The following is a 23416-nucleotide window of genomic DNA, read 5'->3' on the forward strand; positions in this document are numbered from 1 at the left end:
GCTAGGCGACGGGCGGCTCGTCGGCAGCGAGCAGGGATTCCAGGCGGGGTGTGACACGCCACTGGTCGACCAGCTCGCGGTACTCCGCACGCTGGGGGTCGGTGGCGCCGGTGCCGGTGCGGCGGGCGCGGATCAGCAGGTTGCGCGGGGTGTGCTGGGAGTCCACGAACTCCACCACCTCGGCCCGGTAGCCGTGCACCCGCAGCAGCCCGGCGCGCAGCGCGTCGGTGAGCACGTCGGCGAAGCGCTCGCGCAGGATGCCCTGTCGGGTCAGCAGCTCGTACGGCGTCGGGGCGGGCTGGGCGCGTAGCTGCTTCGCCAGGTCGTGATGGCAGCACGGCGCGGCCAGCACCCAGCGGGCCTCCCAGCGCACCGCGCGGGCCAGCGCCTCGTCGGTGGCGGTGTCGCAGGCGTGCAGCGCCAGCACCAGATCCGGCGCGGGGTCGACGACCGCGTCGGCGATCGACCCGGCCACGAAGCTGACCTTGTCGGCCCAGCCCAGTCGCTGTGCCAGTTCGGTGTTGCGCCGTCGCTGGTCCTCCCGGACGTCCACACCGATCAGCTCGACGTCGAGCCCTCGCCCGGACAGGTAGCGGTACGCGGCGAAGGTCAGGTAGGCGTTGCCGCAGCCCAGGTCCACCACCCGCAGCGGGCCGGTCAGCTCGTCGGGCAGGGTCGCGGCCAGGGCCCGCAGGAACGCGTCCACCTGGCGGCGCTTGGCCGCCGAGCCGCCGATCTCGGCGAAGATCGCATCGCCCGGGTCCAGCAGGTACTCCTTCGCCCGGTCGTGCCCGCCCGGCGTCTCCGCCGGTCGGGCCGTCGCCGCGCGGTGCACCTGCGCCTCGCCGGACTTGGTCACTCGCAGTTGGAGCGTCGCGTCGGTCGTCTCGACGTGCCAGTTACCGAACGGCTCGGCCAGCAGTTCGTCGACCGCCGCGGCCGACTCCGGACCGAGGGCGACATTGCGGGTGTACGGGCGTGCGCCGTCGGTGGTGGCGATCTGGAGCCGGGGCCCGGCCTTGAGCGTCACCGGCCGCAACTCGGCCCGGATCACCGTGGGACGGCGACCCCGTCGACGCCCGGCGGCGACTGCCCGGGTCAGCGTGGGGTTGAGCAGCAGCGTGCGGACCTCGGTCAGGGCGGCGTCCAGTGGTTCCGGCATCGTTCCATCTTCGGCAGGTGGGGCGGGAAGGGAACATCCCCCGTACCGCGCGCAGGCGGTGCGGGGGATGTCGAGTGGATCGGTGAGTGTCAGTCTGCGGTCGCCTCGGCCGGCGTACCCGCGCCGGAACCGCCAGCACGACGGCGCCGGCGGCGACGCGGCTTCGACGGCTCGCCGTCTGCGGCTGCCGCCGGCTCGGCCGGTGCCGTGTCGGCGGAGATCACCGCAGTCGCCTCGCCTGCGACCGGCTCGCCGGCCCGGCGGCGACGCCGACGGCGCGGGGTACGGGTGGCTTCGTCACCGGCGGTGTCCACGGGTGCCTCGGCGGCCGGCGTGCCGGCGTCGGTGCGGTCGCGGCGGCCGTCGCCCCGGCCACGGCGCTCGCCTCGGCCCTCGCTCCGACCCTCGCTCCGACCCTCGCCCCGGCTCTCACCGCGTCGGGACCCCCGACCACCGCTGTCGCCCCGGCGGGAGCGGGTCGTCCCACCCAGGTCTTCCTCGATCTCGGCGGACAGCCCGGCCCGGGTGCGCTCGGCGGTGGGCAGCGTGCCGCTGACCTCGGTGGAGATGTGCAGGTCGGTGTAGAGGTGCGGCGACGTGTGGTACGTCTCCGGCGGCTCGGGCATGTCCAGACCGAGGGTCTTGTCGATGATCCGCCAGCGGGGCATGTCGTCCCAGTCGACGAAGGTCACCGCGACGCCCGTCGCTCCGGCCCGGCCGGTCCGGCCGATCCGGTGGGTGTAGGTGTCCTGGTCTTCCGGGCAGTCGTAGTTGATCACGTGGGTGACGCCCGTGACGTCCAGACCTCGGGCTGCCACGTCGGTGGCGACCAGAATGTCGATCTTGCCGGCCCGGAAGGCCCGCAGCGCCCGCTCCCGCGCGCCCTGGCCCAGGTCGCCGTGCACCGCGGCGACCGCGAACCCGCGGAAGTCGAGGTCCTCGGCGACCCGGTCGGCGGCCCGCTTGGTACGCGTGAAGATCATGGTCAGCCCGCGCCCCTCCGCCTGGAGGATGCGCGCCACCACCTCGACCTTGTTCATCGAGTGGGTGCGGTAGACCAGCTGCTGGGTCTGCGGCGACGGGCCGGTCTCGGCGGTGTGCCCGGCGTGGATCGTCATCGGCTGGCGCAGGAAGCGCCGGGACAGGGTGACGATCGGGTCCGGCATGGTGGCCGAGAAGAGCATGGTCTGCCGGTCTTCCGGAAGCATCGCGAGGATCTTCTCGACGTCGTCGAGGAAGCCCAGGTCGAGCATCCGGTCGGCCTCGTCGAGGACGAGTGCGCGCACCCGGTCCAGTCGGAGGTGCTTCTGCTTCTGCAGGTCCATCAGTCGACCGGGGGTGCCGACCAGGATCTCGACGCCCTTGCGCAGCGCGTCGATCTGCGGCTCGTACGCCACGCCGCCGTAGATCGGCAGCACCCGGACGCCGCGCGTGCGGCCGGCGGCGGCCAGGTCCTTGGCGACCTGGATGCCCAGCTCACGGGTGGGAACGACGACCAGCGCCTGGGGGACGCCGTCGCTGCCCTCGCTCGGCGCGAAGACCCGCTCCAGCAGCGGGACGCCGAAACCGAGGGTCTTGCCGGTGCCGGTGGGGGCCTGGCCGATGAGGTCGACGCCGCGCAGCGCGATCGGAATCGCGTACTCCTGGATGGCGAACGCGCGGGTGATGCCGGCCGCGGCCAGCGCCTCGACGGTCTCGTCGCGGGCGCCGAGTGCGGCGAAGGTGGGTGCCTCCGGCCGAACCGGGGCGGTGGGTGCCAGTTCCTGGCCGTCCATCAGATCTTGAATCAGCTCGCTCATGTGGATGTGGGGGTGCCCTCTCGTGGGTGCGCCCCGTCATGTCCTCAGGGCGCGTTCGGTATGACGCGGGCCACACGGTCGGGGGCAGACTGCCGAGCCGGACCGGGCCGCACGCGCGCCGCGGGCTGAGCTTCGATCAGATCGGCGCCCACGGCAACTGCTCTATGCTACCTGAACAGGCAACCTCACGTCCCGATTCCCGGGCGGCCAGCCGCCACGCGGGGGCAACAATTGTGACCTGTGCCACACATTCTGCGACGCCGTTCCGTGCCCCGCACGGGCCACCCGGCCGCGCCCGCACGGTAGCCTGCGCTCGTGTCCGCGCCGACCACCCCCGGTCCCGCCGTCGCCGACCTGCTGGGCCTGGTCGCCTTCGGTGAACTGCTCGCCTTCGAACGGATGGCCGGCGACGCCCGACTGGCCCCTGACCTGCACCGCCGTGCCGGGCTGAGCGAGATGGCAGCCGCCGAGATCGCCAACTACCGCCGGCTCGCCGACCGGCTCACCACGCTCGGCGTACGACCGCAGGACGCGATGGCGCCCTACGTGGAGCCGTTGCAGGCGTACCACGACTCGACCGAGCCACGGGACTGGGCGGAGGCGGTCACCAAGGCGTACGTCGGCGACGCGATCACCGACGACTTCATCCGGGAGATCGCTGACGCCCTCGACGAGCCCGACCGGGCGCTGGTGCTGGATGTGCTGCACGGCTCACGCTATGCGGAGTTCGCCGCCACGGAGATCAGGGCGGCCGTAGTCGCCGACCCCCGGGTGGCCGGTCGGCTCTCCATGTGGGCGCGGCGGCTGGTCGGTGAGGCGTTGTCCCAGGCTGGCCGCGTCGCTGCCGAGCGGCCCGCACTCACCGCGCTGATCGCGCACGGCGACCGGGTCGACGTGCCGGGGCTCTTCGGGAGACTCACCGCCGCGCACACCGCACGGATGGCGAACGCCGGGCTGAACAACTGACCACTGCGGTCCCGGCCCGCGGCAGGTGGGCGACGCCGACCTGCCGCGATGGCCGGACCAGTCAGCGGACGGTGAAACCGACCGATCGGGGCGACGCCTCGGCGATCTCGACGTAGGCGACCTTCTCGACCGGAACGATGACCCGCCGGCCCTTCTCGTCGGTCAGGGAGAGCGTGCCGCCATTGCCGGCGAAGGCGTCGGTCACGATCTGCTCGATCTCGGCCGGCGACTGCGCGCTGTCCAGAACCAGCTCGCGCGGCGCGTACTGCACGCCGATCTTGACCTCCACTGTGCCTCCTCAACTGGGGCGAAAGAACCGCCCTGCGAAGGCTATCCGATCAACGGGGCAGTGGTCAGGCTGACTCACCTTGCAGCGGGAAGCTGGCGATGCCCCGCCACGACAACGCCGCCACCAACGCCTCGGCCTCGGCCTTCGGCACCTGCCGGCCCCGGGCCAGCCAGAACTGCGCGGCCGTCTCCGCCGCGCCCACCAGGCCGGAGGCGAGCAGCTCGGCGTGCGACCGGCTCACACCGGTGTCCGAGATGATGGTGTCGGTGATCGCCGCGATGCAGCCCTGCTCGACCCGCTCGACCCGCTGCCGCACGGCCGGGTCGTTGCGCAGGTCCGATTCGAAGACGAGGCGGAACGCCTCGCTCTCGTGGTCGACGAAGTCGAAGTACGCCCGAACCGAGGCGCTGACCCGCTCCTTGTTGTCGCTGGTGCCGTGCATCGCGTCCTGCACTTTGGCGACGATCGCGTCACAGTGCGTGTCCAGCAGGGCGAGGTAGAGCTCCATCTTTCCCGGGAAGTGTTGGTAGAGCACCGGCTTGGAAACCCCGGCCCGCTCGGCGATGTCGTCCATTGCCGCGGCGTGGTAGCCCTGTGCGACAAACACCTCCTGCGCGGCCGCGAGCAGCTGCTTACGCCGCGCCGAGCGGGGCAGGCGGGTGGGCCTGCCGGCGGTTTGTGCACCGTTCCCCACTGCGGTCATGGGATCCTCCGAGTTCTCCGTACGAGCCGGCATTTTCCCCCCAGACCGAGACGGCCCGCGACCGCGTCGTGGAAATGGCCCGCCGCTGTAACTTATCGCCACTCTCCCCACACGGTAGCCTCAGCGAGGGCGACCAAGGAGCGCGCGGTGAGTGAAACAGGGCAACCCGGAGCCGCCATCCCGGGAGAGCACGGTGACGGAACGGGTCAGCACGACGACCCGGGTCGTTCCGGCGGCGGGTGGGCGCCCCCGGCGGGCGGGTGGTCCCGGGCCGCCGAGCGCGAGGACGCCCGGGAGCAGGCGCCGCGCTGGCAGCCCGACCCCGCGTCCGGTTGGCGCGCCGCCTCCGCGAGGCACGGCGACCTGCCGGCCCCGCTGGGCGGTTTGTCCGCTGCCGAGTCCGAGCCCCCGGCGCGTGTCAACGGCCACCACACCAACGGCGTCCACGCGGACGCCGAGGCCAACGGGGTGGGGCAGGCCAACGCCGACACCCATGGGGTACGCCATCCCGGTGCCGACCTTTCGTCGGGCCGCCCCGCGCCGGTGAGCGCGCCGCCCGGGCTGACCGCCGAGGCCCGGCCCGACGCGGCCGGTGACCGACTGGTGGTGCCGGCCCAGCGGCCCGCACCGCCGCCGGAGCAGGCACCCGACGACACCGACCAGACGCGGCACTCCGCGGCCGATCCGGCCGGCCCGCGCAACACCCGCTGGGCCGATCCCGGGCTGCCCACCTCGACGCCGCCGGCCGTCCAGGTGCCGCCCGTCGGCACCGCCGCCTCGGGCTTCGAGGTCCCGCCGGGTCTCCGCGCGCCCACCGGCGAGCGGTCGGCCGCCGACGCCCCGCGCGCCTGGCGTGAGCCGCTGGCACCCGAGGCTTCGGCCGAGCCGGACCGGTCAGCCGGGCACGCCGACGACTCCGTGCCCGACCGCCCCGCCGGGGACGTGCACCGGGCCGGGGAGTCGGCGACCATCGAACCGGACTGGTCCGGGCCGAGCTGGAACCAACCGAGCCGGGGCAGTGGATGGGCGCCGCCCTGGTCTCGCCAGGATGGTGAGCCGGCCGATCGTCAGGCGCGGGACGCGCCCACGCCCGACTGGGTCGCCGAGCCCAACGTGCCGTACGAGCCGGTGCGGGTGGATCCGCACCGGGCGTACGACATGGCCCGGGACGACCCGGCGACCGAGCCCGGCGCGCCCGCGCGGCAGCCCTGGGCCGGCGAAGGCTCCGCGACCACCACGCCTGCCCAAGCGTCCCGACCCGAGCCTGTCGAGCGGCGCTCGTGGGCCGGCGGGGCGGCACCCGAACGGACCAGCGCGCCGCCCGGGGAGCGACCGTCCTGGGCCGCCCCGGCTCCGACGAGCGCGCCGGTCGACCGGCCGCCCCGCGCAGAGGGCGCGGATCCCACTCCGACCAGTGGCCCGCCCGTGTCGCCGCGCAGCCCGTCGCCGGCCGCCGAGCGCCCCACCTGGGCCGACGGCCGCGCGCCCACCAGCGGCCCACCCGCCGACCGGCCGTCCTGGGCTGGGGGTGCGGATTCGGCGCCGATCAGTGGCCCGCCGTCCCGACCTTCCTGGGCTGGGGGCGCGGATTCGGCGCCGACCAGTGGCCCGCCGTCTCGGCCGTCGTGGGCTGGGGGTGCGGACTCCGCGCCGATCAGTGGTCCGCCGTCCCGGCCGTCCTGGGCCGGTGACCCGACGCCCATCAGCCCGCCTCCCGGTATGCGGCCGTCCTGGGCCGGCCCGGCGCCGGACGACAGGCCAGCGCCGACCGACCCGCCGCCGGCGCCCGCCGGCCCACCCCCGACGCTTACCGACGCGCCACCGACGCCGGTCGTGCCGCCGGTCGCGTCGCCGCCGGTCCGAGCGGCGGAGCGGCCCTCCTGGGCAGGCGGATCGCCGACGACCCCGGCGAGTTCGGGTGTCGAGCGGCCCGACTGGTCTGAAGGGCGCATTCCCGCCACCTCGACCGAGCGGCCGTCCTGGCCGGCTGTCCGGCCGCCAGACCCCCGCGCGAGCGACGCCGGCGAGTCGCCCGGCCCGCTCCGGCCGGAGGCGCGCCCGGCCGCCGCACCGTTCCGGCTCCGGCCGGCGACTCCCGAGCCACCCGGTCCGCCCCTCGCCGAGCCGCCCCGCACCGCCTCCTCGGCGACCGGTCCGTTGCCCACCGGCTCTCAGCCGCCCTTGGCCGGTGCCGCCCCAGCTCCCGCCATCGGCGGGCCCGGGCGTCACGACCGGCCCTCATCCGCGTCCGCCCCCGCCTACGCTGCTCGCCGGTCCGCCCCCGGCCCGGCGTCGCCGGCCGACCCCAGCGACGGCGGCCCACGGCAGGACACGACGGCGGTGCTGCCGCAGCGCGTCCCCGCGGAACCGGACGTGCCCGTCGTGCCGGAGCCGCCAGCCGTGGAGCCACCCGCCGAAACCCCCGAACTCGCTCGCATCGCCACCCACCTGCGACGTGACGACGAACCCGCACCGCTGCGGGAGCGCCCCGAAGGGTTCGACGTCAACGCCATCCTGGACGCCGTACGGGAGGTGGCCGGTGTGCGCGACGCCGCGCTACGGCGTACCCCGGCCGGCGCGCACAGCCTCCGACTGGACCTGGCCGACGGGGCCGACCCGGCCGAGGTGAGTCGGCAGGTCGCGCGGTTGCTCCAGGAGCGGATGGGGCTTGCCGCCGCCCCGCAGAACGTGCCCGGCCTGCCGACCACCCCGCCCCCACCGATCCGTCGCCGCGCGGCCGAGCCCCGCTCCGTCGAGCGGCCTGCCGCGGTGCCCACGGGCGTCGACCCTCGCGACATCGCCGCGCAGGCGCGACCGGCCACCGAGGGGTCGGCGGCCGGTCGGCCGGTGGGGGGTCGGGTCGAGGCCGCGCCGGTTGATCCGGAGCGGTGGGCCGGGTCGGACGCCGCGCGTCGACGCCGGGCGGGCACTCCGCACCGGGGCCGGGCGACAGTGGAGGAGCCCGGCTCGGTCTCGGCCGCGCCCGCCGGTGCGGCCACCGGCAGCCCGGCGACGGCGGGTACGTCGTACTCCGGTGGTCAGGTGACCACGACGGAGTCGGCGCCCTCCCGCCCGCTGGACACCGGCGGCGCGCCGGGGCCGCGGGTGGTCATCGACCATGTGCAGGTCAGCACCTTTGGCCTGGACGCCAACGTGGAGGTCCGGCTGCTGGCCGGCGCCGACAGCGCCGCCGGGTACGCGACCGGGCCGGCGGTGGACGGCTACGTGCTGCGGCTCTGCGCGGTAGCAGCCGCCGCAGCGGTGGACGAGTTGCTCAGCAGCGCTGAGAACGCCGAGCGCGGGCGCTGCTTCGTCGAGCACGCGGCGGTGGTGCCGTTCGGCAACTGCGAGGTCGCCACCGTGGTGGTGCTGCTGGTCTGTGAGGGCTGGGTCGAGCAGCTCGCCGGCTCGGCCCTGGTCGCCGGCGACCCGCGACAGGCGGTGGTTCGGGCGACGCTGGCGGCGGTCAACCGTCGGCTGGAGGCGCTGCTGTCCTGAGTGGTCCGGGGCAAACTAGAGGTATGAAGCGCGCGACGCTCTGGCCGGACCATCTCCTCCCCGAGGCCGCCGTCCCGCCGCCGTGGCCGGGTCGGGAGGTCCGCCTCGACGGCGTGGTCACGTACGTGCGGGACACGCCCGCCACGACCGTCGGCGCGGAGCCGGCGCTGTACGTGCACGGGCTGGGCGGTTCTTCACAGAACTGGACGGACCTGGCCGGCCTGCTCGCTGACCGTCTGGACGGTCAGGCCATCGACCTGCCGGGGTTCGGTCGTAGCGGGCCGGGTCGCCGCTACACGATCCCGGCCTTCGCCGATCTGGTCATCCGGTGGATCGAGCACTCCGGTCGGGGGCCGGTCCACCTGTTCGGCAACTCGCTGGGCGGCGCTGTCTCGGTGCAGGTGGCCGGGCTCCGGCCCGACCTGGTCCGTACGCTCACACTGATCTCTCCGGCGCTGCCGTTTCTGGACTTCCGGCGTTCGTTGCAGGGTCGGATGCTGCCGGTGCTGGTCATTCCCGGTGGTGAGCGGTTGGTCGCGCGGCACCTCACCCAGCTCGCACCCGAGGTGATGGCCCAGCAGGTGTTGGAGGCGTGCGTCGCCGACCTGAGCCGCATCTGTGCCCAGCGCCGGGCCGAGGCGTTGGAGGAGATCCGGGTTCGCTACCAGGCGGCGCACTACGCGGCCGCGTACGTCCGGACGTTCCGTGGGCTGGTCTCCAGCTTCCTGCGGGCGTACCTGCCGGGGCCGGGCTCGCTGTGGCGGCTCGCCGGGGCGGTACGCGCGCCGACGCTGGTGGTGGGTGGCCGGCAGGATCGCCTGGTCGACGTGCGGGTCGCGCCGCAGACCGCCCGGGTCATCCCGGACAGTCGGCTGCTGATGCTGAACGGCGTCGGCCACGTGGCGCAGTTGGAGGTGCCCCGGCTGGTCGCCCGCGCGGTGGTCGGTCTGCTCGCCGAAACGGAGGAGGCCGGCCGGCGGCCTGATCTGGCAGGCTGAGCGGGATGCCCAGTTCCGCTCGCCGTCACCGACGCTTCGCGCTGATCGCCCAGTTGGTGGCGGTGGTGGTGGCTGTCGTCGCTGCGGTGACCGTGGTCGCCGAGGGGCCGGGCAGGAAGCCCGATCGGCTGGCCGCCGAGGAGGTCGGCCCGCCGCCGCTGGTGGCCGGGCCGCTGCCGCCGTCACCGTCACCGTCGGCGGAGCCGTCACCGTCGGCGACAGCCGTGGCCCCGTCGAGCCCGCCGCCGGTGCTGCGGATGCCCGGTGCGGTGCCGACCGCGGGGACGGGTCGGTTCGGTTACGACGACCGCACCGGTCCGGTGCTGGGTCGTGCGGGTGGGCTGCGCACCTATCGGGTGGCGGTCGAGGCGGGCAGCAACGAGGACGTCGCCGCGTTCGGGCAGGCGGTCGAGACGGCGCTGACCGGCCCGGGCAGTTGGGTCGACAGCGGCCGGCTGCGGTTGCGGCAGGTGCCGGGGGCTGCGGCCAGGGACTTCACGGTCTATCTGGCGACCGCCCGCACGGCGGGCCGGATGTGTGCCGCCGGTGGGGTGAACATCTCCGTCGGCGGACGGCCGTACACGTCCTGCCGTGCGCCCGGTCAGGTGATCATCAACCTGGATCGGTGGCGGCTGTCCGTGCCGCACTTCGTCTCGGAGGGCGTGCCGCTCTCGGTCTATCGGACGTACGTGGTCAACCACGAGGTGGGTCACCAGTTGGGCCACCGGCACGAGCGCTGCCCGGGTGCGGGCCGACCGGCGCCGGTGATGATGCAGCAGACGCTCTTCCTCAAGGGGTGCCGGGTCAACCCGTGGCCGTACCTCGACGGTCGGCGCTATGCCGGCCCTCCACTCTGAACCGCTAGCAAATCGCCCTCCATCAGGTGTCTTGCGTTAATAGCGGTAAAAGCGGAGAAATGCCCGAATAATCTGGCACGCTGGACATCATGACGCCGTCGTCCCCTTACGGCCCACCGGAGCCGCCCGACCCATCGGGCCGACCGGCGTACGGGAGTGTGCGTCCCACGCTCGTCCGTATGCGTCGGCGACGCCGCCGCAGTCTGCTGCTCGGCGTGCTCGTGCTCGCCACCGCAGTCGGCGTGACACTGGGCCGAGGCGGCGAACCACCGGCCGAGGTGCCGGCGGAGACCCAGGGCGGGATGGGCCACGGCGGCGGGGTGGGCGCCCATCCGGCACCCACCGGTTACCCGTCGGTGGGCGCGGGCCGGTTCACCGCGGCCGACGGCGAGACGCCCGTGCACGGCGAGGACGGGCCGTTGCGCCGCTACCGGGTCGTCGTCGAACGCGGCGCCGGCCAGGACGCCGCCGCGTTCGCCACCAGGGTCGACGAGGTGCTGGGCGACCCGCGCAGCTGGATCGCCTCCGGTGAGCTGCGGGTGCAGCGGGTGGCCGACGCCGGCGCCGCCGACTTCACCATCTACCTGGCCACGCCGGTCACCTCCGAGCAGATGTGCGCCGAGGGCGGGTTGACCACCGAGCGCTACACGTCCTGCCGGCTGCCGGGCCAGGTCATCATCAACCTCGCCCGCTGGCAGGAGGCAGTGCCCGACTACGGTGCCCCGCTGGAGACGTACCGCACCTATGTGATCAACCACGAGGTGGGCCACGAGTTCGGCGAGGAGCACGAGGCCTGCCCGGGCCCGGGGGAGCCGGCCCCGGTGATGCAGCAGCAGACGTACGGGCTGCGGGGCTGCGTGGCGAACGCCTGGCCGTACGTGGACGGCCGTCGCTATGGGGGCGACATCGTCCCCTGATCGACCTGGTTGGGTTATTCCCGCTCCCGCATCGCGGGCCACGTGTCCTCCCTCATGGCCGAGAGGGGGTCCGGCGAGCAACAATGGCGCGGTTCACGCCGCCGATTCCGGGGAGTCCACCGTGTCGTTGCCCCCGCTCGTCGAACCCGCCGCCGAGCTGACCGTTGACGAGATCCGCCGCTACTCCCGCCACCTGATCATCCCCGACGTCGGGGTGGCCGGGCAGAAGCGGCTGAAGAACGCCCGGGTGCTCTGTGTCGGCGCTGGCGGCCTCGGCTCGCCCGCCCTGCTGTACCTCGCCGCAGCCGGTGTCGGCACCCTCGGCATCATCGACTTCGACACCGTCGACGAGTCGAACCTGCAGCGCCAGGTCATCCACGGTGTGTCCGACATCGGCCGGTCCAAGGCCGAGTCCGCCGCCGCGTCGATCCGCGAGATCAACCCGCTGGTCAACGTGGAGATCCACAACACCTCGCTGGACCGGGAGAACGTCCGGGAGATCTTCGCCCAGTACGACCTGATCGTGGACGGCACCGACAACTTCGCCACCCGGTACATGGTCAACGACGCCGCGGTGCTGCTCGGCAAGCCGTACGTCTGGGGCTCGATCTACCGCTTCGACGGCCAGGCGTCGGTGTTCTGGGCCGAGCACGGCCCCTGCTACCGGTGCCTCTACCCGGAGCCGCCGCCGCCGGGCATGGTCCCCTCCTGCGCCGAGGGCGGCGTGCTCGGTGTGCTCTGCGCGTCGATCGGGTCGATCCAGGTGAACGAGGCGATCAAGCTGCTCACCGGCATCGGCGAACCGCTGGTCGGCCGCCTGATGGTCTACGACGCCCTGGAGATGGAGTACCGCAAGATCAAGGTCCGCAAGGACCCGAACTGCGCGCTCTGCGGCGAGAACCCCACGGTCACCGACCTGCTGGAAGACTACGAGGACTTCTGCGGCGCGGTCTCCGAGGAGGCCCAGGAGGCGGCGATCGACTCGACCATCACCGCCCTGGAGCTCAAGGAGTGGCAGGACGCCGGCAAGGACATCTTCCTCGTCGACGTGCGCGAGCCGGCCGAGTACGAGATCGTCCGGATCCCCGGTGCCACCCTGATCCCCAAGGGCGACATCATCTCGGGTGAGGCCCTGGCGAAGCTGCCGCAGGACCGGCAGATCGTGCTGCACTGCAAGTCCGGTGTCCGCTCGGCGGAGGCGCTCGCCGCGCTCAAGGCCGCCGGGTTCCGCGACGCCGTGCACGTGCAGGGCGGCGTGCTCTCCTGGATCAAGCAGATCGACCCGGCGCTGCCCGCGTACTGACCGGTCGGCTCGGGGCGGTGGTGTCCACCGCCCCGAGCGGTCCCGGGTACGGCGAAACCGACCGGGCGGCCTGCGTCGCCGTGGCAGGACCGTCGACAACGCGGCAAATCGGCGCGGAAGGGCTCCGAGCAGCCCTGTGACCGAAGCGTCGCAGCCATACCGGGCTGGCCGATTCACCGAGGCGGTATGACGTCTGCGCAGGTAGCGTCACTGCCGTGGTCGACTTGAATGCCGCGATCGGGTTCGTCGTGGCGCATGGGGATGCGGTGGAACGCGCCCGCCTCTCCTGGCTGCGCAACGGCATGCCGCCGCCCCCGGAGGTGTTGGAGACGGCTGAGGTCGGCCAGGCGCCCGACGGCGGTTGGCCCGCGACGTGGGGCGGGGAGGTCGCCTCGGTCGACGCCACGTGCTTCCGGCTCGCCGAGTTGGACGATCTGGGCGGGCTGGCCCGTCCCGCCGCGCGCCGCGCACTGGACTGGTTGGCCTCCCGGCAGCAGGCCGACGGCGGCTGGGACGAGGATGCCTCGCTGGTCGGCTCGGCTCCCGAGTGGGCCCGCCCCGGCGACCCGGAGGCCAAGCTCTTCCTCACCGGCAACGCTGGCTTCTGGCTCACGGTCGCCGGCCTGGACGCCCGCTCCTCGGGTCCACTCGATCACCGCGTCGGCGGGGCGTACGCCGGAGTGGTGCAGGCGGCGGCCCACTCGATCGCCGCGCGGCTGCGACCGGACGGCAGTTGGCCGTCGTTCCTCGCCGCCGGCTGGCTGAGCGCTGCCGTCCTGCACCGCCAGGACATGTTCCAGGAGTCGGCGCGGATCCAGGTGGTGCTCGCCGAACGCATGCCGACGATGTCATCGGGCGACGTCGCCTGGCTGGCGGCGACGCTGCGCCGGGTCGGCATCGACCTCCAGGACTGGATCATGGTGCGGGCCCTGCGGCGACTGACCGAGACCCAGCGCAGCGACGGCGGTTGGGAGAGCGCGGACGGGCACCAGTTCGACGTGCACTCCACGCTGGCCGCGATCCGGGCCTGCCGCCCGGCGACGGTGCCCGGCCAGAAGTTGCCCCGCCAGGCGGCCAGGCCAGCCGCCCGTCAGGCCGCCGGGCCACCCGCCCGCCAGGCCGTGCACCCGCCAGGGCTGGCCGAGACCGCCGGCTGAGCCGCCGCCGCCGAGCCCGGCTGAGCAGCCGGCCGCACGTGCGCCGCTGCGGCTAGCGCAGGTGACCGTCCCCGGTGACGACGTACTTGGTGCTGGTCAGCTCGGGCAGGCCCATCGGGCCACGGGCGTGCAGCTTCTGTGTGGAGATGCCGATCTCCGCGCCGAACCCGAACTCGCCCCCGTCGGTGAACCGGGTGGAGGCGTTCACCATCACCGCCGCCGCGTCCACCCGGGCCACGAAGTCGCGGGCCGCGGTCGCCGAGTCGGTGAGGATCGCCTCGGTGTGCCCGGTGCCGTACCGCCGGATGTGTGCGACCGCCGCGTCCAGCGAGTCGACCACCGCGACGGAGATGTCGGCGGACAGGTATTCGGTGGCGTAGTCCTCGTCGGTGGCCGGCACCACTGCGGCGGAGTACGCGGCCACCTCGGGGGAGCCGTGCACGGTCACCCCGGCCTCGGCGAACGCGGCCAGCATCGGCGGCAGGAACGCGTCGGCGACACCGGCGTGCACCAGCAGCGACTCGGCCGTGTTGCAGGTGGACAGCCGCTGGGTCTTGGCGTTCAGCGTCACCGCCACGGCCTTCGCCACGTCGGCGGCGGCATCCACGTAGACGTGGCAGTTGCCGACCCCGGTCTCGATCACCGGCACGGTGGACTCCTCGACCACCGTGCGGATCAGCGACGCGCCGCCCCGCGGGATCAACACGTCGACCAGCCCTCGGGCGCGCATCAGTTCCTTGACCGACTCGCGGGAGCTGGCGTCGAGCAGTTGCACCGCGTCGGCAGGCAGCCCGGCCCCGGCGACCGCGTCCCGCAGCACCGCGACCAGCGCGGCGTTGGAGTGCGCGGCCGAGGACGACCCGCGCAGCAGAGCCGCGTTGCCGGACTTCAGGCAGATCCCGGCGGCGTCCACTGTCACGTTGGGGCGTGCCTCGTAGATGATGCCGACCACCCCGAACGGCACCCGGATCTGGCGCAGCTCCAGGCCGTTGGGCAGGGTCGAGCCCCGGACCACCTCGCCGACCGGGTCGGGCAGCGCGGCCATCTGGCGCAGCGCGTCCGCGATGCCGGCCACGCGGCCCGCGTCGAGGGCGAGCCGGTCCAACACGGCCGCGCTCAGCCCGGCCTCCCGACCGGCCGCCAGGTCCGACTCGTTCGCGGTCAGGATCTCCGGGGTACGCGTGACAAGCGCGTCGGCCATCGCGACAAGTGCGGCGTCCTTGACCGTACGGGTGGACACGGCCAGTGTCGCGGCGGCTTCCCGTGCTCGCCGCGCCTGCTCGACGACGCTCATCCTGCGCTCCTCACGTGTGCCGTTGCTTACAGCAGTACGAGATCGTCGCGGTGGACGACCTCCCGTTCGTACGCCGGGCCGAGCGCCGCGGCGAGTTCGGAGGTGGAGCGACCGAGCAGCCCGGGCAGCTCCACCGCGTCGTAGTTGACCAGCCCGCGGGCGACCGGAGCGCCGGCGGTGTCGACCAGGTCCACCGGGTCGCCGGCGGTGAACGTGCCGTCCACGGCGGTGATGCCGGCGGGCAGCAGCGACTTGCGTCGACCGACGACGGCGGCCACCGCACCCGGGTCGAGGTGCAGCCGTCCCCGTGGCGAGGTGGCGTGGGCCAGCCAGAACAGCCGGGCCGTCGGGCGCTGCCGCTGCGGGTGGAACAGGGTGCCGACCGGTTCGCCGGCCAGCGCCGGTGCGGCCAGGTCGGCGGCGGTGAGCACCACCGGGATGCCGAAGCCGGTGGCGATCCGGGCCGCCTCGACCTTGGTCACCATGCCACCGGTGCCGACGCCGGACCGGCCGCTGCCGCCGATGGTGACCCCGGCGAGGTCCGCGTCGCTGCGGACCTCCGTGATCCGGGTCGACTGCGGGCGGGTCGGGTCGCCGGTCCAGAGCGCGTCCACGTCGGAGAGGAGCAGCAGCAGGTCGGCGTGCACCAGCGCGGCCACCAGGGCGGCCAGCCGGTCGTTGTCGCCGAACCGGATCTCGTCGGTGGCGACCGTGTCGTTCTCGTTGACGATCGGCACCGCGTGCAGGTCGAGCAGCTTGCGTAGCGTCCGGTACGCGTTGCGGTAGTGCGCCCGCCGGGTCACGTCGTCGACGGTGAGCAGCACCTGCCCGACCGTGCGGCCGTGCCGGGCGAAGCTGGCGGCGTACCGGCCGATCAACAGGCCCTGCCCGACGCTGGCGGCGGCCTGCTGGGTGGCCAGGTCGCGCGGGCGTCGGGTCAGCCCGAGCGGGGTGAGCCCGGCGGCGATCGCGCCGGAGGACACGAGCACCACCTCGCGCCCCTCGGCGGTGAGTCGGCCGAGGGTGTCGACCAACGCGTCGACGCGCTCGTCGGCCAGCCCGCCGGTGGCGGTGGTCAACGAGGAGGATCCGATCTTGACGACGACCCGCCGGGCCGTCGTGACTGCGTCGCGCACCCGACCATTCTGCGTGGTCACGGCCGCGTCGCCCGGAGGCCTTCCCATATGGTGGCCGATTGTGACACCTGACGAGTACGTCGAGGCGGTGCTCGACCTGGTTGAGCGGATCCCGCAGGGGCGGGTGATGTCGTATGGCGGGGTCGCCGACGCCCTGGCCGAGCGCTCCGGACGCACCTCGCCCCGGCTGGTGGGCAGCATCATGGCCCGGCACGGTGGCTCGGTGCCCTGGCACCGGGTGGTCAACGCGTCCGGCCGGCTGCCGCCGGGGCACGAGCGGGAGGCGCGGGCGCGGCTGCGGGCCGAGGGAGCACCGTTGCGCGGCGAGGGCGTGGACATCCGGGCGGCGGGCTGGTCGCCGGATGAGGGGATGTGACCACCGTCATAACGTGAGTAACATTCGGCCCCATGAACCAGCCGCCGGGTGCTGTCGACCCGCCCGCCGTCGGTCCGCAAGCTGCCGGCTCGCCAGCCGTCGACCCGCCGGTCGGTGGCCCGCTGCCCCGCCCGGTGCACGCCGGCTACGCGCTCGGATCACTGGCCACCGGTGCGTTCGGCACCGTGCCCGGCCTGCTGCTGTTGCCCTACCTGACCGACACGCTGGGCGTGGCCGCCGGGCTGGCCGCCCTGCTGGTGCTGCTGCCGAAGGCATGGGACGTGCTGGTCAACCCGGTTGCCGGGCGGATCTCCGACCGCACCCGGTCGCGCTGGGGTGCCCGCCGGCCGTACCTGCTCGTCGCGGGCCTCGCGCTCGCCGTGCTCTTCGCGGCCATCTTCGCCGCGCCGTTCGGCAACGGCCCGGCTGCCGCCGCGTACGTGGCGTTCGCCTTCCTGGCGACCGCCACCGCGTTCGCCTTCTTCCAGGTGCCGTACGTGGCGATGCCGGCCGAGATGACCGACGACTACACCGAGCGCACCCGGCTGATGACCTGGCGGATCGCCGTACTGGCGCTGGCCATCCTGGTCTCCGGCGCGGTGGCCCCGCTGGTGGTGACCGCCGGCGGGGACGGGGTGGCCGGGCACCGGTGGATGGGCCTGTTCGTGGCGGCGCTCATCGCCATCGGCGCCGTCGGGTCGTTCTTCGGCACCCGCTCCGCGCCGGGCGGCGTGGTGGGTGCCAGCGAGCCGACACTGCGCGCCCAACTCGCCGTGGCCAGTGCCAACCGGCCGTTCCGGGCGTTGCTGATCTGCTTCGTGGTGCAGTCCGCCGGGGTGGCGACCATCCTCGCCGGGGTCAACTATTTCGCCGGGCAGATCCTGCGCGACGAGCGGAGCGGCCCGACCCTGCTGTTCGTCTGCTTCGTCGGGCCGGCACTGCTGGTGATGCCGCTCTGGTCCCGGGTCGGCGCCCGGCTGGGCAAGCGGGCCGCGCTGATCGCCGCCGCGCTGATCCTCGCCGCCGGGGCGCTCGCCCTGGTCGCCGCCCCGGTGCTGCCAGCGGTCGCCGTCTACCTGGTGGTCGCGGTGATCGGCGTCGGGTACGCCGGTCAGCAGGTGTTCGCGCTTGCCATGCTGCCGGACTGCATCGCGTACGACACGGCGCGCACCGGCCGGCGGCAGGCCGGTGTCTTCACCGGCCTCTGGACCGCCGGGGAGACCTTCGGCCTGGCCCTCGGCCCCGGCATCTACGGGCTGGTGCTCCAACTCTCCGGCTATGTCTCCTCCGACACCGGCACGGCGGCGGCCCAGTCCGACACGGCCAGGCTGGGCGTCCTGCTCGGCTTCACGATCCTGCCCGCCCTCCTGATAGCGCCGCCGCTCCTGTTCCTACGCCACTACACCCTCACCCCCGCCGTCCTGGCCGCCGCCACGAACCACCGCCGCGTCGATCAAGGAGTTGTGGTGGGGGACGAAAGCCGCTGACCATCACAAGAAGGGCACCACGACTCCATGATCGACGAGAGCAGGGTTGGGGCTGGGGCTTTGTTCGCCGGCGGGGTTGCTGCGGAGGTTGCTCTTGCTGAGGTTCGGGGACTGCGGGCCGGTGATGCGCCGACGCACGGGGGGCGGTTGTTCGCGTACGTCTACGACCCGGCGGTGCCTGGGCTGGACGACCTCGCCGCGGCTGCGCACCGGGAGAGCGCGCACGTCAACGGGCTCGATCCGACCGCGTTCCCGTCCCTGCTCGCCATGGAGAACGCGCTGGTCGGCGCTGCCGGGCGGGTGCTCGGCGGCGGGCCGGGAACGAGCGCGCCGGACATGGTCGGCAGCGTCACCAGCGGCGGCACCGAGTCGCTGATCCTCGCCGTCAAGACAGCCCGGGACGCCCACCCGGAGATCACCGCACCCCGGATCGTGGTTCCGGCGAGCGGGCACGCCGCGTTCGCCAAGGCGGCGCACTACCTGCGGGTGGCGCTGGACGTGGTGCCCGTCTCGCCGGACACGCTGCGCCCCGACCCGGCCGCGATGGCCGCCGCGATCCGCCCGGAGACGGTGCTGGTGGCCTGCTCCGCGCCGTCGTACGCGCACGGGGTGGTGGACCCGGTCGCGGAGATCGCGGCGGCGGCGGCCGACGCCGGGGTGCGCTGCCACGTCGACGCCTGCTTCGGCGGCTGGACCCTGCCGTACCTGCGCCGCCTCGGTGAGCCGGTGCCGGCGTTCGACTTCGCGGTACCCGGGGTCACCTCCATCTCGGTGGACCTGCACAAGTACGCGTACGCGCCGAAGGGCGTGTCGGTGCTGCTGCACCGCGACGCCGCGCTACGCGCCCCGCAGTACTTCGCGTACGCCGACTGGCCCGGCTACACCATGATCAACCCGGTGATCGCGTCCACCCGCTCAGGCGGGCCGATCGCCGCCGCGTACGCCACCCTGCGACACCTCGGCGACGACGGCTACCTGCGACTGACCGCCGCCACCCGGGACGCGGTCGCCGGCCTGGCCGACGCCGTCCGCGCCGTCGACGGCCTGCGGCTGATGGCCGAGCCGGAGTCCACCGTGGTCTGCTTCACCGCGACCGAGGGCGGCCCCGACCTGTTCGTGCTGGTCGACGAGCTGACCGCGCGTGGCTGGCACACCCAGCCCCAGATGTCGTACGCCGGCCTTCCGGCCAGTGTGCACCTCACGGTGACGGCCGCGGTCGCCCCCCGGGTGGCCGAGTTCGGCCCGGACCTGGCCGACGCGGTGGCCGCGGCCCGTGCGGCGGGCCCGGTCGTGCTCCCGCCCGAACTGACGGCCCTTGCGACGTCGCTGACACCGGACGCGCTCACGCTCGAGGTGGTCGCCGGGCTCGCGGCCGGGCTCGGGCTCGGTGCCGGGGACGCGCCGACGCCGGCCCGGATGGCTGTGGTGAACACCCTGCTCGACGCCGCTGCGCCCGCGCTGCGCGAACGGCTGCTTGTGGAGTTCGTCGGGTTGCTGCAACGCCCCACCTGGTAGGCCGGCGCGCGAACCGCCGGTGCCCCGCCCTCACGGGCGGGGCACCAGCAGCTCTCAACCGAGATCGAGGGTCACCCCGTTGTCGTTCTGTGCGAGGTCGCGCCACCTGCGGTCCTGCCGGTCCCAGTGCGAGACGGCGATCACCTGCGGCGCCATGTCCCTCTGCCGCGCCCCTCCGGGAATCAACTGCTGGAACGTGTACCGGCGACTCTCACCGGCAGGTACTCCGGGAAGCATGCACCCGGAGCCCTCAGGGTCCGACGCCGGCGGCTTCCCACACGTCGACCAGTCGCCGCCGGTCGGCTCGCCCAGGCCCAATCCTCTGAGCATGATCCGCTCCGCGTCGTGGGAGCCGGCGTTCTTGACGGTCAGGACGGTGGTGAGATATTGCCGAGCGTCGGACTCGACGAACGCACCCAGCTTGTATGTCATGGACAATCGCAGGTCGGTGAGCCGGGGGTCCTTTCCGAACTTCGTCGGACCGTCGGTCTGGGTGAACCGGTCACCCTCCCACCGGTACGTGCGCAGCTGTTCCTGGGCCCAGTACGCCGGGGTGTCACAGCACGGTTGGAGATCGGCCACCCGCACCTCGATCGAACCGGCGGTGCTCACCTTCAGGCCGCGGATGTCCTCGACCCCGTCGGTGGTCCGGACGACGCGACCGAGTGTCACGATCTGCCCACTGTCGTTTCGGTCGAAGGCGACGACCTGCTTCGCCAACGCCTCGCCGTAGCGGCAGGCGACGACGGCGACTGTCTCGTCCGCGCCGTCACCGTCCAGGTCGGCGTGGCCCACGGGTAGGTCGGTGAGCAGCGGCACGTAGTCCTTGTTCGAACTGGTCGCCAGTCGCACCCTCGAGGTGGTGCAGCTGTCCGGCGCGACCGACGGCCAGGCCGGCAGGTCGAGGCGGGCGGCGAGCAGTTGCGCCCGACTGATCCGGCCGTCCGGGGCGCTGGGAGCGGTCGAGGGTGTCGAGCTCGGTGACTCGGTGGGGGACGTCGTCGGCAGCGGCTCCGTCGTCGGCGGGGCCGTCGGGTCGACCGACTCCGCCGGGACCGGCGCCCTCCGCTCGCTGTTGAGCGCGGCGTTCGCGACGACCGGTGCCAGCGCCAGGACGACGGCCGCCGCGGCAACGGCCACCGCCGTCGTCCGCCGACGACGGCGCAGGGTGCGCCGGGCCTGGTCGGGACCGGGACCGACGACGCGGGTGGTGACATCGGTGCGGTAGACGGTGAACCGCTCGCGCAGCCGAGGATCGAGATCAGACATCGGAAACCCCCTCGGTGTTCTCGTCGAGCAGTCCGGCCAGGGCGGTCCGACCACGGTGCAGCCAGGACTTGACGGTGCCCTCGGCCACGCCTTCCTGAAGTGCGATCTGGTGGACCGACAGGTCGGCCAGGTAGTGCAGGATCACGGCCCGACGGTGGTTGGCGGGCAGCTTCGCGAGCGCCGCGTCGATGGCCACCCGGTCCGGTGTGGGGCCGTCCACCTCTGCCTCGGTCCGTCGCTGCCGGATGAGGTGGTTGCGAGCGGTACGCAGCCGGCGCCAGCGGCTGCGGGCCAGGTTCCAGGCGACCCGCCGCACCCAGGCCACCGGATCGTCGTACCGCACGAGGCGGTCCCAGCGGGCCAACGCCCGACAGAACGCCTCCTGGGCCAGGTCCTGAGCGCCACCCAGATCCCCCGTGTACGCGCACAGTTGGGCGGTGATACTCCGGAAGTGCGCGTGGTAGAACTCGTCGAAGGTGATCGTCACCGCGTTCAGACCCCTGGCGGTCAGCGCCGCAGGTGGTTCGTTGGCACGGGCTCCCATCGTTGCTGTCACTGCCCCTCCCCGTCGCCCCCGGGCCGGTGCCCCTGGGCGCCGGTAACACTCCACAGCAGCGGGTCTGGTTGCGCACCGACCTGCCGCGAATCCGACTGTTCCGCCGCTTACGTCCGTGTCCCCACCGGCACCGGGTCGCGCCCGAGGGGCTGTGGTTGACTGTCGGTGGGGACAGGAGGGAGGCGGTCGTGCAGCTACCGGCAGTGCTCGGCGAGCCGATCCGGTTCGTGCTGAACTGGGGGCGCCGCTACTCGCTCTGGGTGTTCAACTTTGGTCTCGCCTGCTGCGCGATCGAGTTCATCGCCACCAGCATGGGTCGGCACGACTTCATGCGGCTCGGTGTGATCCCGTTCGCCCACGGGCCCCGGCAGGCCGACCTGATGGTGGTCTCCGGCACGGTCACCGACAAGATGGCCCCGGCGATCAAGCGGCTCTACGACCAGATGCCCGAGCCGAAGTACGTCATCTCCTTCGGCGCCTGCTCCAACTGCGGTGGCCCCTACTGGGACTCGTACTCGGTGACCAAGGGCGTCGACCAGCTCATTCCGGTCGACGTGTACGTGCCCGGCTGCCCGCCCCGGCCGGAGGCGCTGCTGCACGGCATCCTGCGCCTCCAGGAGAAGATCGCCGCGGAGCAGGCCGGCATCGGTGGCGTGGCCCGCCCCGACGTGCTCGCCGCGCCGCTGGACACCGCACCCCGCGAAGCCGCCGCGCCGCGCTCCGTCGACTCGCTCACCGCCCCGCCGGTACGCCCACCCACCGCGAGTTGACGCCCGGGCTGGCGGGGCGGGGTTAGCCTGCGCAGCATGAGCAACTCCGTGGACCAGCGGTCCGCCCACATCATCGACGTGCTCACCGAGGAGTTCGGGGCGTCGATGGCGGTGGACCCGGCCGCCTTCCGCCGCAAGTTCCGCAAGATGGCGGCGTCGCCGTTCGCCTTCTACCGGGGCAGCGCCGCGCTCTTCTACGCCGACCAGCGCGGCGACTTCGCCGACGACCGGTTCCTTGACGAGCGGACCGGCCGGGTGTGGATCCACGGTGACCTGCACGCGGAGAACTTCGGCACCTACATGAACGCCTCCGGGCAGCTCGTGTTCAACGTCAACGACTTCGACGAGGCGTACGTCGGGCCGTTCACCTGGGACCTGCGGCGGTTCGCGGCCAGCGTGGCGTTGCTCGGCTACAGCAAGGCGCTCTCCGACACGGTGATCGGTGAGCTGGTGGCCGGCTTCGCCCGGTCGTACCTGACCGAGCTGCGGGCGATCGCCGCCGGTGGGGACGACGCGATCGGCTCGATCACCCTGGACAACGCCGACGGGGTGCTGCGTCGGGTGCTCCAGCAGGCCCGGCTCAACACGCGGGTCGACCTGCTCGCCGAGCAGACCACCGTGGACAACTACGAGCGCCGGTTCTCGATCGGCGACGGGGTCTTCGAGGTCGACGGTGACACCCGGAGCAAGGTTCTCGCTGCCTTCGAGGAATATCTGGGCACCCTGCCCGCCACCTCGGGCCGGCCCCGCCCGCTGGCGGCGCGGATCAAGGACGTGGTGCTGCGCAAGGGGGTGGGCATCGGGTCGGCCGGGCTGCCGTCGTACAACCTGCTGCTGGAGGGGCACACCCAGGCGCTGGAGAACGACGTCGTGATCTACATGAAGCAGGCGCAGGTGCCGGCGGTGGCCCGGTACAGCACCGACGAGTCGGTGCGGGGCTACTTCCGGCACCAGGGTCACCGGACCGCCGAGTCGCAGCGGGCGTTGCAGGCGCACGCCGACCCGTGGCTGGGCTTCACCGAGTTGGACGGGGCCGGCCAACTCGTCGCGGAGGTCTCCCCGTACGCCGCCGACCTGGACTGGGCCGACGTCAACGAGCCCGAGGAGCTGACCGGAATCCTGGCCGACCTGGGCCGGGCGGTGGCCCGGATGCACTCGGTCGCCGACGACGAGTCCAGTCACGACCTGGTGGACTACTCCACCGAGGAGGCGATCGTGGCCGCGGTGGACTCCGACGAGTCGGGCTTCGTCACCCACCTGGTGGACTTCGCGCACGCGTACGGGGTGCGCGCCCGGCAGGACCACCAGCTCTTCGTGGACCTGTTCCGCAACGGGCGGCTGCCCGGCATCTGACCGACGGGCCG

At 73.4% G+C, this 23416-nt stretch carries 19 protein-coding genes and 1 pseudogene; 12 read left to right on the forward strand and 8 right to left on the reverse strand.

The window, feature by feature from the left end; genetic code table 11:
- Window position 1: 1 nt before the first annotated feature.
- Together ABZ808_RS24240 and ABZ808_RS24245 are read right to left on the reverse strand one after the other, a co-directional pair.
- A complete protein-coding gene (locus tag ABZ808_RS24240) occupies window positions 2–1162 on the reverse strand; it encodes an SAM-dependent methyltransferase (RefSeq protein ID WP_357010588.1) in 1161 nt (386 codons plus the stop codon).
- An 89-nt stretch (window positions 1163–1251) separates the two neighbouring features.
- Window positions 1252–2961: a DEAD/DEAH box helicase gene (locus ABZ808_RS24245; RefSeq protein ID WP_357010591.1), complete on the reverse strand. Its 1710-nt coding sequence runs from the start codon at window positions 2959–2961 to the stop codon at window positions 1252–1254.
- A gap of 315 nt (window positions 2962–3276) precedes the next feature.
- On the opposite strand from ABZ808_RS24245, the gene ABZ808_RS24250 reads away from it, so the two are divergent.
- Window positions 3277–3927 carry a ferritin-like fold-containing protein gene (locus ABZ808_RS24250; RefSeq protein WP_357010594.1) on the forward strand — a complete coding sequence of 217 codons (651 nt, stop codon included), beginning with the start codon at window positions 3277–3279 and terminating at the stop codon, window positions 3925–3927.
- Window positions 3928–3988: 61 nt separating this feature from the next.
- On the opposite strand, the gene ABZ808_RS24255 is transcribed toward ABZ808_RS24250, so the two are convergent.
- Entirely contained in the window at window positions 3989–4216 is a 228-nt protein-coding gene (locus tag ABZ808_RS24255; RefSeq protein ID WP_110563159.1) for a DUF3107 domain-containing protein, read from the reverse strand.
- Between the two features lie 64 nt (window positions 4217–4280).
- The gene (locus ABZ808_RS24260) at window positions 4281–4919 is read right to left on the reverse strand and encodes a TetR/AcrR family transcriptional regulator (protein WP_053654060.1); all 639 of its coding nucleotides are present in this window, start codon (window positions 4917–4919) and stop codon (window positions 4281–4283) included.
- A gap of 1701 nt (window positions 4920–6620) precedes the next feature.
- Between ABZ808_RS24260 and ABZ808_RS24265 the strand changes: the two genes are divergently transcribed.
- The 6 genes and pseudogenes from ABZ808_RS24265 to ABZ808_RS24290 all read left to right on the forward strand — a co-directional run bounded on the left by ABZ808_RS24265 (window position 6621) and on the right by ABZ808_RS24290 (window position 13649).
- The gene (locus ABZ808_RS24265) at window positions 6621–8417 is read left to right on the forward strand and encodes a hypothetical protein (RefSeq protein WP_357010740.1); all 1797 of its coding nucleotides are present in this window, start codon (window positions 6621–6623) and stop codon (window positions 8415–8417) included.
- Between the two features lie 23 nt (window positions 8418–8440).
- Window positions 8441–9415, forward strand: a complete 975-nt coding sequence (locus tag ABZ808_RS24270) for an alpha/beta hydrolase (protein ID WP_357010597.1) — start codon at window positions 8441–8443, stop codon at window positions 9413–9415.
- 5 nt (window positions 9416–9420) lie between these two features.
- Complete coding sequence (locus ABZ808_RS24275) at window positions 9421–10272, forward strand: DUF3152 domain-containing protein (protein WP_357010600.1); 852 nt, start codon at window positions 9421–9423, stop codon at window positions 10270–10272.
- Window positions 10273–10451: 179 nt separating this feature from the next.
- Window positions 10452–11189, forward strand: coding sequence for a DUF3152 domain-containing protein (locus tag ABZ808_RS24280; RefSeq protein WP_357010602.1), 738 nt, complete (start codon window positions 10452–10454; stop codon window positions 11187–11189).
- Window positions 11190–11243: 54 nt separating this feature from the next.
- Window positions 11244–12492, forward strand: a pseudogene (moeZ, locus tag ABZ808_RS24285) (adenylyltransferase/sulfurtransferase MoeZ).
- 215 nt (window positions 12493–12707) lie between these two features.
- Complete coding sequence (locus ABZ808_RS24290) at window positions 12708–13649, forward strand: prenyltransferase/squalene oxidase repeat-containing protein (RefSeq protein ID WP_357010605.1); 942 nt, start codon at window positions 12708–12710, stop codon at window positions 13647–13649.
- Between the two features lie 52 nt (window positions 13650–13701).
- Here ABZ808_RS24290 and ABZ808_RS24295 read toward each other — a convergent pair whose 3' ends face one another.
- Together ABZ808_RS24295 and proB are read right to left on the reverse strand one after the other, a co-directional pair.
- The gene (locus ABZ808_RS24295; RefSeq protein ID WP_357010608.1) at window positions 13702–14943 is read right to left on the reverse strand and encodes a glutamate-5-semialdehyde dehydrogenase; all 1242 of its coding nucleotides are present in this window, start codon (window positions 14941–14943) and stop codon (window positions 13702–13704) included.
- Between the two features lie 26 nt (window positions 14944–14969).
- Window positions 14970–16079 (reverse strand): glutamate 5-kinase, encoded by a 1110-nt coding sequence (proB, locus tag ABZ808_RS24300; RefSeq protein ID WP_357010611.1) that lies wholly within the window; start codon window positions 16077–16079, stop codon window positions 14970–14972.
- Between the two features lie 61 nt (window positions 16080–16140).
- Between proB and ABZ808_RS24305 the strand changes: the two genes are divergently transcribed.
- From ABZ808_RS24305 to ABZ808_RS24315, 3 genes are read left to right on the forward strand one after another with little or no spacing between them, the layout of a single operon-like run.
- Window positions 16141–16455 carry an MGMT family protein gene (locus ABZ808_RS24305; RefSeq protein WP_357010614.1) on the forward strand — a complete coding sequence of 105 codons (315 nt, stop codon included), beginning with the start codon at window positions 16141–16143 and terminating at the stop codon, window positions 16453–16455.
- A gap of 32 nt (window positions 16456–16487) precedes the next feature.
- Window positions 16488–17942: an MFS transporter gene (locus ABZ808_RS24310; RefSeq protein WP_357010617.1), complete on the forward strand. Its 1455-nt coding sequence runs from the start codon at window positions 16488–16490 to the stop codon at window positions 17940–17942.
- Between the two features lie 27 nt (window positions 17943–17969).
- Window positions 17970–19457 carry an aminotransferase class V-fold PLP-dependent enzyme gene (locus ABZ808_RS24315; protein ID WP_357010620.1) on the forward strand — a complete coding sequence of 496 codons (1488 nt, stop codon included), beginning with the start codon at window positions 17970–17972 and terminating at the stop codon, window positions 19455–19457.
- Between the two features lie 54 nt (window positions 19458–19511).
- Here the strand turns inward: ABZ808_RS24315 and ABZ808_RS24320 are convergent, their stop codons facing one another.
- Window positions 19512–20726, reverse strand: a complete 1215-nt coding sequence (locus ABZ808_RS24320) for a hypothetical protein (protein ID WP_357010623.1) — start codon at window positions 20724–20726, stop codon at window positions 19512–19514.
- Complete coding sequence (locus tag ABZ808_RS24325) at window positions 20719–21282, reverse strand: SigE family RNA polymerase sigma factor (RefSeq protein WP_357010626.1); 564 nt, start codon at window positions 21280–21282, stop codon at window positions 20719–20721. Before ABZ808_RS24325 ends, ABZ808_RS24320 begins: the two co-directional genes overlap by 8 nt.
- A gap of 188 nt (window positions 21283–21470) precedes the next feature.
- Between ABZ808_RS24325 and ABZ808_RS24330 the strand changes: the two genes are divergently transcribed.
- Both ABZ808_RS24330 and ABZ808_RS24335 read left to right on the forward strand, forming a co-directional pair.
- Window positions 21471–22052 (forward strand): NADH-quinone oxidoreductase subunit B family protein, encoded by a 582-nt coding sequence (locus tag ABZ808_RS24330; protein WP_357010629.1) that lies wholly within the window; start codon window positions 21471–21473, stop codon window positions 22050–22052.
- 36 nt (window positions 22053–22088) lie between these two features.
- Window positions 22089–23405 carry a DUF2252 domain-containing protein gene (locus ABZ808_RS24335; protein WP_357010633.1) on the forward strand — a complete coding sequence of 439 codons (1317 nt, stop codon included), beginning with the start codon at window positions 22089–22091 and terminating at the stop codon, window positions 23403–23405.
- Window positions 23406–23416 lie beyond the last annotated feature (11 nt).

The organism is Micromonospora sp. NPDC047527, assembly GCF_040643015.1.
Lineage (GTDB): Bacteria > Actinomycetota > Actinomycetes > Mycobacteriales > Micromonosporaceae > Micromonospora.

Bases quoted from the DNA above. Each gene is read 5' to 3' on its own strand.
- ABZ808_RS24240 (WP_357010588.1), bottom strand. From the start codon at position 1,162: ATGCCGGAACCACTGGACGCCGCCCTGACCGAGGTCCGCACGCTGCTG.
- ABZ808_RS24245 (WP_357010591.1), bottom strand. From the start codon at position 2,961: ATGAGCGAGCTGATTCAAGATCTGATGGACGGCCAGGAACTGGCACCC.
- ABZ808_RS24260 (WP_053654060.1), bottom strand. From the start codon at position 4,919: ATGACCGCAGTGGGGAACGGTGCACAAACCGCCGGCAGGCCCACCCGC.
- ABZ808_RS24270 (WP_357010597.1), top strand. From the start codon at position 8,441: ATGAAGCGCGCGACGCTCTGGCCGGACCATCTCCTCCCCGAGGCCGCC.
- ABZ808_RS24275 (WP_357010600.1), top strand. From the start codon at position 9,421: ATGCCCAGTTCCGCTCGCCGTCACCGACGCTTCGCGCTGATCGCCCAG.
- ABZ808_RS24280 (WP_357010602.1), top strand. From the start codon at position 10,452: ATGCGTCGGCGACGCCGCCGCAGTCTGCTGCTCGGCGTGCTCGTGCTC.
- ABZ808_RS24295 (WP_357010608.1), bottom strand. From the start codon at position 14,943: ATGAGCGTCGTCGAGCAGGCGCGGCGAGCACGGGAAGCCGCCGCGACA.
- ABZ808_RS24310 (WP_357010617.1), top strand. From the start codon at position 16,488: ATGAACCAGCCGCCGGGTGCTGTCGACCCGCCCGCCGTCGGTCCGCAA.
- ABZ808_RS24315 (WP_357010620.1), top strand. From the start codon at position 17,970: ATGATCGACGAGAGCAGGGTTGGGGCTGGGGCTTTGTTCGCCGGCGGG.
- ABZ808_RS24320 (WP_357010623.1), bottom strand. From the start codon at position 20,726: ATGTCTGATCTCGATCCTCGGCTGCGCGAGCGGTTCACCGTCTACCGC.
- ABZ808_RS24335 (WP_357010633.1), top strand. From the start codon at position 22,089: ATGAGCAACTCCGTGGACCAGCGGTCCGCCCACATCATCGACGTGCTC.